The organism is Vibrio sp. VB16, assembly GCF_015594925.2.
Lineage (GTDB): Bacteria > Pseudomonadota > Gammaproteobacteria > Enterobacterales > Vibrionaceae > Vibrio.
The window spans coordinates 1,150,762-1,164,576 of sequence record NZ_CP087590.1 but is presented as its reverse complement, the minus strand read 5'-3'; the positions used below and the strand labels follow the sequence as shown (position 1 = coordinate 1,164,576).

General features: G+C 43.9%; 10 protein-coding genes. 2 read left to right on the top strand and 8 right to left on the bottom strand.

Features of this window, described 5'->3' with window-relative positions; all coding sequences use genetic code 11:
• Nucleotides 1-2: 2 nt before the first annotated feature.
• Both bioF and bioB read right to left on the bottom strand, forming a co-directional pair.
• The gene (gene bioF, locus IUZ65_RS05580; RefSeq protein ID WP_231363603.1) at nt 3-1,157 is read right to left on the bottom strand and encodes an 8-amino-7-oxononanoate synthase; all 1,155 of its coding nucleotides are present in this window, start codon (nt 1,155-1,157) and stop codon (nt 3-5) included.
• 5 nt (nt 1,158-1,162) lie between these two features.
• Nucleotides 1,163-2,215 carry a biotin synthase BioB gene (gene bioB / locus IUZ65_RS05575; RefSeq protein WP_195702805.1) on the bottom strand — a complete coding sequence of 351 codons (1,053 nt, stop codon included), beginning with the start codon at nt 2,213-2,215 and terminating at the stop codon, nt 1,163-1,165.
• Nucleotides 2,216-2,337: 122 nt separating this feature from the next.
• Between bioB and bioA the strand changes: the two genes are divergently transcribed.
• Nucleotides 2,338-3,615, top strand: coding sequence for an adenosylmethionine--8-amino-7-oxononanoate transaminase (gene bioA / locus IUZ65_RS05570; RefSeq protein ID WP_195702804.1), 1,278 nt, complete (start codon nt 2,338-2,340; stop codon nt 3,613-3,615).
• Between the two features lie 150 nt (nt 3,616-3,765).
• On the opposite strand, the gene serS is transcribed toward bioA, so the two are convergent.
• The 5 genes from serS to lrp form a co-directional block, all read right to left on the bottom strand.
• Nucleotides 3,766-5,058 (bottom strand): serine--tRNA ligase, encoded by a 1,293-nt coding sequence (gene serS, locus IUZ65_RS05565; protein WP_195702803.1) that lies wholly within the window; start codon nt 5,056-5,058, stop codon nt 3,766-3,768.
• 107 nt (nt 5,059-5,165) lie between these two features.
• Nucleotides 5,166-6,515, bottom strand: coding sequence for a replication-associated recombination protein A (locus IUZ65_RS05560; RefSeq protein WP_195702802.1), 1,350 nt, complete (start codon nt 6,513-6,515; stop codon nt 5,166-5,168).
• A 118-nt stretch (nt 6,516-6,633) separates the two neighbouring features.
• Nucleotides 6,634-7,233: an outer membrane lipoprotein chaperone LolA gene (lolA, locus tag IUZ65_RS05555; protein WP_195702801.1), complete on the bottom strand. Its 600-nt coding sequence runs from the start codon at nt 7,231-7,233 to the stop codon at nt 6,634-6,636.
• 304 nt (nt 7,234-7,537) lie between these two features.
• Complete coding sequence (locus IUZ65_RS05550; protein ID WP_195702800.1) at nt 7,538-10,384, bottom strand: DNA translocase FtsK 4TM domain-containing protein; 2,847 nt, start codon at nt 10,382-10,384, stop codon at nt 7,538-7,540.
• Nucleotides 10,385-10,548: 164 nt separating this feature from the next.
• Nucleotides 10,549-11,043, bottom strand: a complete 495-nt coding sequence (gene lrp, locus IUZ65_RS05545; RefSeq protein ID WP_195702799.1) for a leucine-responsive transcriptional regulator Lrp — start codon at nt 11,041-11,043, stop codon at nt 10,549-10,551.
• Nucleotides 11,044-11,199: 156 nt separating this feature from the next.
• On the opposite strand from lrp, the gene ald reads away from it, so the two are divergent.
• Nucleotides 11,200-12,324 (top strand): alanine dehydrogenase, encoded by a 1,125-nt coding sequence (gene ald / locus IUZ65_RS05540; RefSeq protein WP_195702798.1) that lies wholly within the window; start codon nt 11,200-11,202, stop codon nt 12,322-12,324.
• Between the two features lie 265 nt (nt 12,325-12,589).
• Here the strand turns inward: ald and IUZ65_RS05535 are convergent, their stop codons facing one another.
• Complete coding sequence (locus IUZ65_RS05535; RefSeq protein ID WP_195702797.1) at nt 12,590-13,801, bottom strand: methyltransferase; 1,212 nt, start codon at nt 13,799-13,801, stop codon at nt 12,590-12,592.
• Between the last annotated feature and the right edge of the window lie 14 nt (nt 13,802-13,815).

Below are 13,815 nucleotides of genomic sequence, written 5' to 3'. Positions count from 1 at the left end.
TATTAACCTTTATTATTTTTTTCGGAGAACTGGATGATGCTATTCGCCAAATCTGTTACCTGTTTCTTTGTGTGGTTAGCGGTGAGCGTAATTCTAATTCTACCGCTCTCTTTGGGCACCGTAGGGGGCCGAATCGCTGTCACCCAATTCCCCACTTTTTTGAGGCTTTCTGCTAGCATCATGGTCTTAGTGACATCACCACAAATAAAAGGCTTGATGGGTGTTTTTGTCTCTACGAAGCCGGGAATACCGGACAAAGCCGCATTATACGTATCGTATAGATTCATCAGCTTATCTCTGCGCCAATGCTGGTTTTGTAGCATCGTAGCGGCATGCGTAAGGGCATGAGCTTGACTCGGTGGTATCGCCGTGGAGTAAACGTGGTGTCTTGCAAACTGCGTTAGATAATCACCTAACGAGGCACTGCAAAGAACAGCAGCACCTGAAAGCCCAAAGGCTTTACCAAATGTCACAACCAAAACTTGAGGTTCAATATTCGCTTCGTTGCAGCTCCCTGCGCCATTCTCACCGAGGATTCCTACCCCATGGGCGTCGTCGACCATTAGCCAGCTCTCGCGACGACTTGTCACCTCTGCTATTTCAATTAGCGGTGCTAGGTCGCCGTCCATGCTAAATACGCCTTCCGTTACCACAAGGCTTTGCTTTTCGGTAGAGAGCACCTCATTAAGGTGGTTCACATCGTTATGCTTAAATCGCTTCATAGACGCCGGACTAAGCATACCCGCCTCCATAAGTGAGGCGTGGTTTAGCTTATCTTGAACCAATAAGTCTTGCTTTTCTAACAATGAAAAAAGCACCGCTTGATTAGCACTAAAACCTGAACTGAACAAAATTGCTCTTTCAAAACCAAGCCAGGTACAGAGCGTTTCTTCGAGCCTTTTATGTGCCGTAGAAAAACCAGTGACTAACGGCGATGCACCACTGCCGGCACCATACTTGTCGATGCCCTCTTGCCACGCTTTAGACAATTCATTTGAACTAGCCAACCCCATATAATCGTTACTCGAAAAGTTGGTGTAGCACCTATCTCCAAAACGAAATCTCGGTTGATTACCGCCCTCAAGTACCGTTATTTTACGGTCTAAAGCGGCGGTTTTCCTTCCCTCTAAAGCAGCATCAATTCGACGACTAAACACAATATTTACTTGCTCGCATCATAAAAAAGATCGTCTTTTGTCGGCCGTGCTGCGACTCTTTCTACAACCTGATCGAGCAACTCACTTTCTTGGACTTGATCTGGCTTTTGACTTACCTCAACGCTGTTAATACCCAGCTTATTGAAAAGCTGCATATCGCTGTCTTCATCCGGGTTTGGTGTCGTCAATAGCTTGCATCCGTAAAAGACTGAATTGGCTCCCGCCATAAAGCAGAGCGCCTGCATCTGTTCATTCATGCTTTCGCGCCCGGCCGAAAGTCTAACCGCTGATTCTGGCATCATGATCCGCGCAACAGCAATAAGACGTATAAAGTCAAAAGGCTCTACGTCCTCTGCATCTTCCAACGGTGTGCCCTGCACTTTCACTAACATGTTAATTGGCACGCTCTCAGGGTGGACTGGCAGATTGGCAAGTTCAGCGAACAAACTTGCCCGATCATTCACACTCTCACCCAGACCGATAATGCCACCCGAACAAATCTTCATACCAGAGTCACGCACGTGAGACAGGGTATCTAATCGATCTTGGTAGGTACGGGTGGTAATGATGTTTCCGTAATATTCAGGAGAAGTATCTAGATTGTGGTTGTAATAATCGAGCCCAGCGTGTGCCAAATCGACGGCTTGATCTGGAGTTAACATACCCAATGTCATGCACGTTTCTAAACCCATTTCCTTAACACCTTTCACCATATCTTTTAGATATGGCATATCACGCTCTTTGGGGTTTTTCCACGCCGCTCCCATGCAAAATCGTGTCGAGCCGGAATCTTTTGCTTTTTGAGCCGCGTCCAAAACGCTCTGCACTTCCATTAGGCGTTCACGGTCTACATCGGTACGGTAATGGGCGCTCTGAGGACAATATTTACAATCTTCTGGGCAGGCCCCCGTTTTGATTGAGAGAAGCGTGCTGACCTGAACATAGTTATGCTGCTGATGTTGACGATGGACCAGTTGTGCTTCGAACAGTAGATCCATAAAAGGCTTTTCTAATAATGCACGAACTTCTTCAATTTCCCAATTATGACGAACTTCCACGTGATGCTTCCTTTAGTTATTTTTTTAAATACTTGGCTAGTCTACTGATTCACTTTAAACTGTCAACATAACTAAACGATTCAAGTTTACACTTGGATAAAAAATAACCAATAAGAAATAAAATGGACTTAAAATTCGATCGCCAGCACATTTGGCACCCTTACACCTCTACAATTAATCCGTTGACTTGCTATCCAGTGACAAGCGCAAAAGGGGTTGAAATCATGTTAGAGACAGGAGAAATGCTTGTTGATGGCATGTCCTCTTGGTGGTCCGCGATACATGGTTATAACCACCCTCATTTAAACGAAGCGGCACATAAACAAATAGACAGCGTCTCTCACATCATGTTTGGTGGGATAACCCACCAACCCGCCATTAGTCTATGCAAGAAATTGGTACAATTAACCCCTAGCGAACTTCAGCATGTGTTTCTTGCCGACTCAGGGTCTGTTGCGGTTGAAGTCAGCCTGAAGATGGCGTTGCAATATTGGCACGCAAAGGGCAAACCAAAATCTACGTTCCTCACTCTACGCGATGGTTATCATGGGGACACTTTTGCCGCCATGTCTGTTACCGATCCTGACAATTCAATGCATAGCCTATACAAAGGTTTTCTCCCTAAGCATCTATTTGCTGATTCACCAAAGATTGGATACTGGCAAGAGTGGGACGACTCGGATATTGACGACTTTAAGAAAAAGATAACGGAACACCACAACCAGATCGCGGCTGTCATACTAGAACCGATTGTCCAAGGCGCGGGAGGAATGCGTATTTATCATCCAGAATTCCTTAAGAAAGTGCGAGCATTATGTGATGAATTCAATGTCCTTCTCATTCTCGACGAGATAGCAACTGGATTTGGCCGAACAGGTAAGCTATTTGCCTGCGAACATGCTGAGATTCAACCCGATATCTTGTGCGTTGGTAAAGCGATAACTGGTGGGTATATGACCCTATCCGCGACGTTAACCACTAAAACTGTCGCAGATACAGTTTGTGGAGGTGATGCTGGTTGCTTTATGCACGGTCCTACTTTTATGGGCAACCCATTAGCCTGTGCGGTTGCTAATGCAAGCATGGAGCTCATTGAAACGGGTGACTGGCAAAGACAAACCGCCATGATCGAATCTCTTTTTGCTAAGAAATTACCCGAATTAACCCACTATGAGTTAGTACAAGACACGCGTTGGCTGGGTGCAATCGGAGTAATCGAAACAAAGAAAATGGTCAATATGGAAGTGATTCAGAAGTTTTTTGTTGATAACGGTGTTTGGATACGGCCATTTGGCAGGCTGATATATATTATGCCCCCGTATATCAGTTCGCCAGAGCACGTGAACAAGCTAATTGATGTGATTGAAACCGCACTACAAGACAAGAATTGTTTTATTTAGAGCGTTTCAGATGAAAACCGACGTCATCCCCATGAAAATGGGGATCTAGCATCACCAAGATTCCCGTTTTCACGGGAATGACGAAGAATTTAGCATTAACCGAACAGCATTAGACAATATTGTCGGCATTTATCTACTACGTTGTCACGTTTAACCGATGTGGGTTAATCCATTCATGTACTTACGCAGTACTTCTGGAATCTCTATTCGTCCATCCGCTTGCTGATTGTTTTCTAGTATCGCAACCATAGTACGACCAACAGCCAAACCAGAACCATTTAGTGTATGGACAAGCTCCGGCTTCTTTTCACCCTTACGGCGGAAACGTGCTTGCATACGGCGCGCTTGGAAGTCCCACATGTTAGAGCATGACGAGATCTCGCGGTAGGTTTCTTGAGCAGGAACCCACACTTCTAAATCGTAGGTTTTGCGAGCACCAAAGCCCATATCGCCAGTACAAAGTATGACTTTACGGTAAGGAAGCGCTAACAATTGAAGGACTTTTTCAGCATGACCAGTTAGTTCTTCTAATGCATCCATCGAGTCTTCTGGCTTGGTAATCTGCACAAGCTCGACTTTATCGAACTGGTGCATACGAATAAGACCACGAGTATCACGACCATAAGAGCCCGCTTCTGATCGGAAGCAAGGTGTATGCGCCGTCATTTTAAGCGGTAGATCAGCTTCGTCAGAAATAGTATCACGCACCATATTGGTCACTGGAACTTCTGCCGTTGGGATAAGGCACATACCCTGACCTTCTTCCGTCGCAGGCTTAGTATGAAATAGATCCTCGCCAAATTTTGGAAGCTGCCCGGTGCCATAAAGGCTATCGTGGTTCACTAAGTATGGGACATACATTTCTGTATAACCGTGTTGTTCAGTATGAAGATCGAGCATGAACTGAGCAATTGAGCGATGTAGACGCGCAAATTGGCCTTTCATAACGATAAAACGAGCCCCAGAAATCTTTACTGCACTTTGAAAATCTAAGCCGTCACCCATCTCACCAAGATCAACGTGATCTCTCAGTTGAAAATCGTAAGATTTAGGCTCACCCCAACGCGCTACTTCTACGTTCTCATTCTCATCTTTGCCTGATGGAACGGCATCGTCAGGTAAATTAGGTACGGATAGTGTGATTTCTTCTAGTTGAACTTGTAGCTCTACAAGTGCATTTTTCGCTTGATCGAGTTCGCTGCCAAGATTGCCGACTTCTGCAAGAATTCGTGCCGCTTCATCATGGTCGCCTTTTGCTTTTGCTTGACCAATGGACTTCGAACGAGAATTACGTAGCGCTTGTAGTTCTTCAGTTTTCACTTGAAGGGATTTACGTTGTTCTTCAAGTTCACGTATTTTTTCTACATCAAGAATAAATCCTCGACGGGCTAGTTTTTCAGCTGTGTCATTCAGCTCTGTTCGAAGTAATTTAGAATCCAGCATTGCTAATCCTATGCTTTAAGTTGTGAAAAAACGCGTTGTTCATTGACTTCAACATCAACACCAACGCGTTATAGAATAATTAATCGAGTAAAGATATCCAAAAAGCACTACTTTTCATAGCGCTTTTGTAGGCTTTTTTCATCTAATGAGGAAAGATAATCCAACTTATCGCCAATTTTTGTTTCTAAGCCGCGATTTGTCGGAAAATAATAGCGCGTTTCTTCCATTTCTTCTGGAAAATAATTTTCTCCGGCAGCATAAGCATTAGGTTCATCATGAGCATATCGGTACTCTGCTCCGTACCCCATATCTTTCATTAAACTGGTGGGCGCGTTACGTAAGTGGTGAGGTACTTCATATTCAGGTTGATTATGCGCGTCCGACAATGCCTGCTTCCACGCAGAATAAACGGCATTACTTTTAGGTGCACAGGCCAAATACACGACAGCTTGGGCAATGGCTCTTTCTCCCTCCGCTGGACCTATTCTGGTAAAGCAATCCCAAGCTGAAACAGCAATCTGCATCGCTCGCGGATCAGCATTACCAATATCTTCAGATGCGATAGCCAACAATCTTCTAACGATATAGAGCGGGTCACAACCTGCAGCCATCATACGCGCAGACCAATAGAGTGCCGCATCTGGGTTAGACCCTCTTATCGATTTATGCACGGCTGAGATAAGGTCATACCAAATATCGCCTTTATTATCGAAACGAGACACCTTCTCTCCAGCAACTTCAGCCAATAACGGCAACGTGATTTGCTTGATGCCCGCTTCATCCTCTTCCGCCATGTCATAAAGCAGTTCAAGGTAATTAAGCGCCATTCGAGCATCACCGTTAACCAATTCGGCTAATCGCTCTGAAACATTATCGGTAAAATTCGCTTCTATTTGACCTAAACCACGTTCTTTATCTTGCGCAGCTTGATGAATAACAGAAAGGATGTCTTCTTGATTTAGTGAGGTGAGTTTATACACCCTCGCTCTGGATAACAGGGCGTTATTAAGTTCAAACGATGGGTTCTCAGTCGTGGCCCCAATAAAGGTGATGGTACCATCTTCAATGTGCGGTAAAAAAGCATCTTGCTGGCTTTTATTGAATCGATGGACTTCATCGACAAACAAAATAGTTCGGTGCCCTACAAGTTTGTTTTCTCGTGCTTTTTCAATAGCAGCACGAATATCTTTTACGCCTGAGGTAACCGCTGAAACACGTTCGACTTCAGCGTTGGCATAGTTCGCGGCAACCTCTGCTAACGTCGTTTTACCGGTGCCCGGTGGACCCCATAAAATCATAGAGTGTATATGACCAGCTTCCAGAGCTCTACGTAACGGTTTGCCTTCCCCTAGAACATGTTTCTGACCAATATATTGTTCCACGGTCATAGGGCGCATTCGCGCAGCGAGCGGACGAAAATCTTCATCGGCTGCAAAATCTAGATTGTAATTACTCAATTTGACGCCCTATACCACAAATATAATTCATTACTGTGAATGCCATTCGCTACTGAGGATATCGATAGTTACTTTGGATACCCATAGTTGCGGATATCAAAAGTCCCTGTGGAAGCGATCAGTTTCTTTGATCATCCACTTCAACGCCATCGGGGATAACGAAGGTGAATCGTTCCTTATTTGGAACCTTATCGCTGTAGCCATTGAAAACAAACTGACCTTCTTGGCCATCTTGTTCGATGACATTAAACCCTTTAATGACACCCGTACTATCCACATCAACCTGAAATTGACCTTGATTAGAATCGATGGCTGTCGGGGTTAGGGTAAATCTATCCCCTTTCTGAGAAACCAAATAGTTCTCCCAGTCACTTGATCTATTCCGAGTAAGAAGCACGAACGGCGTTTGTGATGTCGCCTGCTCTTGCCAATAGATACTCACTTGTTCTACAAACGGGCTGTAATACCAAAGTGTTTTACCATCGGATACCAGCACGTTTTCGTCTGGCACAACCGTTGCCCAACGAAAAAGACTTGGACGCGCAATCTCTACTTTCCCTTCCCCTTCCATTACGACTTCATTGTCAGGACTAATAACCGTTTGAGTAAAAGAAGCACTGAAACCGTCGGTTTTAGAAAGTCGTTCGCTTAGCTCATCCTTAGGAGAAGCACTAGCGGTAAAGCTAAAAAGAAACAAAAGAGTTAAAATCTTATTCATTTATAAACCTAGTGTTGTTGGTAACTATACCAATTGTTTAAAGTAATCAAATTACGTCATTCAACGAAATCAGCGGCATCTCCACTAAATCAACGACATCCCCATAAAAATGGGGATGTACAATCACCAAGGTTCCCGTTTTCACGGGAATGACGAAGTATTTAGCACTAAACGAACAGCATCACGTTTTCACGGGAATGACGACGGAACTTAGTACTCACCGAACAACATTACGTTGTCTTAAACAATTCGCGTTGAGATGATGTCTGATACGTATACAGACTCCCTTACGCGAGGTTAGTTCCTATTCTTTAACTGGCGCGGGTGCCAACACTTCTCGATTACCATTGTGTCCGGGAGAACTAACGATACCCTGCGCTTCAAGTTGTTCGATAATTCGAGCCGCTCGGTTGTAGCCAATTTTAAACCTACGCTGGACACCCGAAACGGAACCACGACGGCTTTGGACTACGTGCTCAACAACCTGATCAAATAGAGGATCGACATCCTCATCACTGTCCATATTCTCACCGGGAAGTAAGGTATCTGCCGTCTGCTGACCATTAACAATTTCGTCAATGTAGTTTGGTTGTCCACGAGCCTTCCAATCGTTTACCACGGCGTGAACATCATCATCTGAAGCGAAAGCACCATGCACACGAGTTGTATGACTAGAGCCCGGAGGCAAGTAGAGCATGTCACCCATGCCGAGCAGTGACTCTGCGCCGCCTTGATCGAGAATGGTTCTTGAATCTGTTTTGGTTGATACGGTGAAAGCAACACGAGTTGGGATGTTTGCTTTGATAAGACCCGTAATTACATCCACAGATGGCCGTTGCGTCGCGAGAATGAGGTGGACACCGGCCGCACGAGCTTTCTGTGCTAATCGGGCTATCAATTCTTCTACCTTTTTACCCACGACCATAATTAGGTCGGCAAACTCATCCACCACCACCACAATATACGGCAGTTTCTCAAGCAGTGGCGCCACTTGATCCATACTGTCACCGGCTTTCCATAACGGATCATGAATTGGATGCCCTGCGTCGGCAGCCATTTTCAGTTTTTCATTGAAGCCTTTTATATTACGTACACCCAAAGCGGACATCAGTTTATATCGACGTTCCATTTCACCAACACACCAACGCAATGCATTAGCGGCATCTTTCATGTCAGTAACCACTTCTGAAAGAAGATGAGGAATACCTTCATATATAGAAAGCTCCAGCATTTTAGGATCGATCATAATAAAACGAAGGTCTTCTGGCTTAGCCTTGTAAAGCATACTCAGAATCATGACGTTCACGCCAACTGATTTACCAGATCCCGTAGTACCTGCGACGAGTACATGAGGCATTTTGGCAATATCAGCAATGACGGCTTCGCCAGCGATATCTTGTCCCATAACGACGGTTGTTGGTGACGTAGATTCTTGGAAAATCTTGCTGTTTACAACATCCGAAAAATACACCGTCTGGCGGGTAATATTTGGTAGTTCTAATCCCACATAGGGTTTACCCGGAATAACCTCGACGACCCTTACGGCCATCGCAGAGAGCGAACGAGCCAGATCCATAGAAAGGCTAGAGATTCGGCTCACTTTCACCCCTGGAGCCAAATCCAATTCAAAGCGTGTGATAACCGGTCCTGGGAAAATATCGACTACTCTCGCCTTGATTTTGTAATCATCAAGTTTTGATTCAACTAATCGCGCAATCTCTTCGAGCGCGGCTCTATCTATGTGATTCTCACGCTTCTCTGGATGATAAAGTAACTCTAATGTAGGCAAAGGCGCGGTTGGTACAGGCAGATTGGCTTGTTTTTGAACCAAGAAAGGATTTTGCTCTGCCGCCATATTCTGCTGCGCCTCTGAAACCAGATCTTGGAACGCTTTCACGTCTTCGTCACCTTGTTCTTCTTCGACTACGTTGCCTTGAATATCCGTCCGAGTTTCTTCAACGGTATTGCTTTCTTCACCAATCGTTGTTTGTACCCGATCTTGTTCACTGTTGTCATCGATTTCCAACACCTCGGAAACACGGCTCTTTTCAGCAAATTCATCATCGATGAGATGGTCAAGCGCTTCTCTTGATATCGACGGCTCGTTTTTTTCTGCCTCATTAACAACGTGTTCAATATCTGATTCCGATGGCTCTACCCTATTTGTTATCTCCATTCTATGAGACGTAAATTCATCATCTCTTAGATTAATATTTTGAGTCACTATAGGCATATCATTATGCTGCTGTGCATCCTGTTCTAACTGTTCAATCGTTGAATACAGTTGCTGCGAGCGTTCTACGTCTGACGCCTCTTCATTTGTACGAGATACAGATGCTTCTTGGTTTTCTTTAGGAATATGGATGTTATATCGACGTTGTGGATTATCTTGCTCATTATCGGATTCAAGACGATGTTCAAATGGCGTATCAATGGCCAGTTCTTCTTCACTGGTCGTTTCTTCTACCTGATCATTATTGACAGATTGCAGTGTCTCTTTTGGTGAACCACGAAGTGTATTTAGAACCCATGTCAAAGCACCTATAAAGCGCGAACCTAACCACTCGACAATTGATAGCCAAGATATTCCGGTTAATAGTGTAAGACCCGCGCCCCACAAAAACAGGAATACAATGGTGGTGCCAAGGAGATTGAGTATCGGTAGAGACAAGCTTGTCAGCACATCACCAATGACACCACCCGATGAGAAGTACCAAATATCATCGAAGTTTATATCGGCTAACCCACAGCTCGTAAGGATAACGAGACTAAGGCCAAGAATTCTTGTTCCCCAGAGCATCAAATCAATTGAATCGTCATCTTCCCGTCTTCTAAACAAACCCCATGTAAATGCCGCGATGACAATAGGCACACAGTATGCCAATGAACCAAATGCAAAAAACAAAGTATCGGCTATCCATGCACCTAATATACCGGAGGCATTATTGACCTCACCGCCCCACGAGGTTTGAGACCACGACGGATCGGCAGGACTGAAGCTATAGAGGGAAATAGCGAGAAATATAGCAATGAGAGAACCAAGGATAAAACAGCATTCTCTAAGACGCTGAAAACCACTAAGACGGCGTTGGTCGCTTTCATCCCCGGTTTTGATAATAGTTTGTACTTTGTTTTTTTGTTCTTTGAACATAGAAGCTTACTAACTTTATAAAACAATCCGAGCGGCCAGTGCCGCTCGAATAATAAGTGATTAGATCTCAATAACTAAATTTAATCATATCACCAATAAAAACCCAACCTGTAGAAAGCCTTAATTTGAACCTTGTCCAGACTTAGAACTTTCTACTATCGCAGTTATCGTGTTTGAATGACTAACTGGTTCGATTGTTTGACTTCTTCCATCACAACGTAGGTACGAGTGTCATTCACACCAGGCAATCGCAACAGCGTATCCCCGAGTAGTTTACGATATGCACTCATATCGGATACACGTGTTTTAAGAAGATAATCGAAATCACCAGATACAAGATGACATTCTTGGATATCATCTAGCTTTTGTACGGCTGTATTAAACTGTTCAAATACATCTGGTGCACCACGGTTCAATGTAATCTCTACAAAGACGAGTAAAGACGCATCTAAATATTGTGGATTTAGTAATGCGGTATAACCAATTATATACCCTTGTCGTTCCAATCGACGAACACGCTCCAAGCACGGTGTAGGTGAAAGACCTACTCGCTTAGACAGTTCTACATTCGATATACGACCATCCTTTTGCAATTCATTTAGTATATTGCGATCAATGCGATCTAGTTCCTTGGACGGCTTTTTGTAGTTGTCTGCCATTTTTTATTCCACCTTTTAACTTCCCTGCAAAAAAATATACTACAACTTAGTAATATACAGAATCAAATATTGCTTTATACACTTTATACTAGAGGTATATTTGGGATTTTAACTAAAAACCCAGTTGTTACAACCACAAATCGAGAAGGAGTTAGCATGATTATCGGCGTACCGAAGGAAATCAAAAACCACGAGTATCGTGTGGGCATGATCCCAGCAAATGTGAGAGAACTTATTTCACATGGTCATCAGGTGTACATTGAAACCAATGCTGGTTCGGGTATCGATTTTTCAGACGATGATTACATCGCTGTAGGCGCATCCATTCTTCCTACTGCTTCTGACGTATTCGCTAAAGCAGAAATGATTGTAAAGGTAAAAGAACCTCAATCTGTAGAGCGTGCAATGCTCCGTGAAGGGCAAATATTATTCACTTATTTACACCTTGCACCAGATTTTACACAGACAAAAGAGCTTATCAAGAGCAAAGCTGTCTGTATAGCCTATGAGACTGTAACAGATTATATGGGTCGTCTGCCACTATTAGCACCGATGTCTGAAGTTGCAGGACGAATGTCTATTCAAGCTGGCGCACAAACTTTAGAGAAATCGAATGGTGGGCGCGGCCTTCTACTTGGAGGGGTTCCAGGTGTTGAACCCGCTAAAGTCGTTATAATTGGTGGTGGCGTTGTAGGATCTAATGCAGCAAGAATGGCCGTTGGTATGCGCGCAGATGTGACTATCTTGGACAGGAGTCTCGATACCTTGCGTCAATTAGACGAAGAATTCCAAGGCAGAGCAAAAGTGGTTTATTCTACAGTGGACGCCTTAGAGAAGCATATTCTGGAAGCTGATCTTGTGGTAGGTGCAGTACTTATACCGGGTGCAGCGGCACCTAAACTCGTCACTAAAGAACATATTTTCAACATGAAACCTGGTTCTGCTATCGTTGATGTCGCCATTGACCAAGGTGGCTGTTTTGAAACCTCGCACGCAACCACTCACGCAGACCCTACCTATGTCGTTGACGATGTGGTCCATTACTGTGTAGCAAATATGCCGGGAGCGGTGGCAAGAACCTCTACTTTTGCACTGAACAACGCCACTCTACCTTATATCCTAAAATTAGCAGACAAAGGCTACAAAGAAGCTTTACTTGGTGATGAAGGGTTCTTAGACGGGCTTAATGTTATCCATGGCAAAGTTACATGTAAAGAAGTTGCTGAGAGCTTTGAACTTGAATATGTAGAAGCAAAAACAGCGATAGCGATGTTTAATTAAGCTGAATACCTCAAGTCATTTCGTCATCCCCACGGAAGTGTAATGCTGTTAGGTTAGTGCTAAATACTTCGTCATTCCCGTGAAAACGGGAATTTTGGTGATATTAGATCCCCATTTTCATGGGGATGACGTTAGTTTTCGTGGAAATAGATCAATTTTCGTCGGGATAATAGGTTTAAATAACCTTAACCGAACATCATTACACGATAGTGGGGATCGAATTCCACGAGATTCTCATTTTCATCGTAATAACTGGAAGACAAATTTAGTCGCCTAAGCACACCTCTTTTTTTACCGCATGAATCATAATATTTCGCGGTGTCACTTCTCTTTCACAGAATTCTACAACGGAAACCTGATAACCATTTTGTTGTAAAAATAGTGCTCGATCATACACAAGCCACAATTCTAAAGCGCGACGAAACAGTTGTTGAAGCAGGCTTTGACGTTCCATTTGCCAAAATCTCTTTTCCCCTTCGTTTTCCCAAAGGGCGAAATCGATAACAGGCAAATTGATGTCCTTTTCCTTCGCGGCCCAGTTACAAAAATGTTCAAACCCCTCAGAAAGCATCGATTTTTTGACGCTTGGGACGGCAACATAGCTATCAATGCCAAGTACATTTTTTAACACTAGGTCAAACCCTAATCGATAACGCATCTCTTCTTCTCGATGCCTTGATACTCTTTTTCCACCCGTCACTGTCTCTTGTAAAGGAATGCGTAACTCTGCTTTTTTAAGGTTAAGTGTCGAACGTAAGCCCTCTTCTGAAAGTGGTTGATACTTTTCATGTTCAATGAGGTGATAACAACAAGGGGAAATAGAGATAGCTTGGCTGCCTGCTGCACTAGCGTGCTGGATTAATCTGACATGAAGATCACCACAGGCATGCAATGCAACAACATGTTGATTTGAAGTGACAATGTCTCGTGCTTTTTCCGATAAAGCATCCCCTTGAATAAATGTCATAGGAAGGGACTTCTTGATTGCCTCCCGTTGTCCTAATTCACAAAGTGAGGTTTGCCATTCAAAACTGACCACAGGTTGAGTTGAACGTGATGCTAATATTCGTCCTAGGTAACCTTTCCCTGAACACCATTCTAACCACTCGCCCCCTTTGTGGTGTGCTAAAGCAAAGCTCCCCATCGATACAATCTGTTCGAGTTTTCGGCCCGGAATGCCAGAATCAAGCCCTCTTTCTAACGAAACCAGCTCTTTCGTTGCCATCGATAACGAAATAAGCCCCTTCAGTTCTTCCGCTTGTGGAAATACTGAAGTGACATCATTCATTAACTCAGAGGTTGAAGATTTGTATCGTCGAACTTGTTCTATTGATAGCGCGGATAGCCATTGATATAGATCTGGATAATCACCAGAACATGCTAGCTGAGATTGAATACTCTGATGAAAGGGTTCAAATCGCCACAGGGATTGATTTTTTTGGAGTATGTGTTCGAGCTTTAAAAAAACGGATTGCATGATTCCCCCAAGCA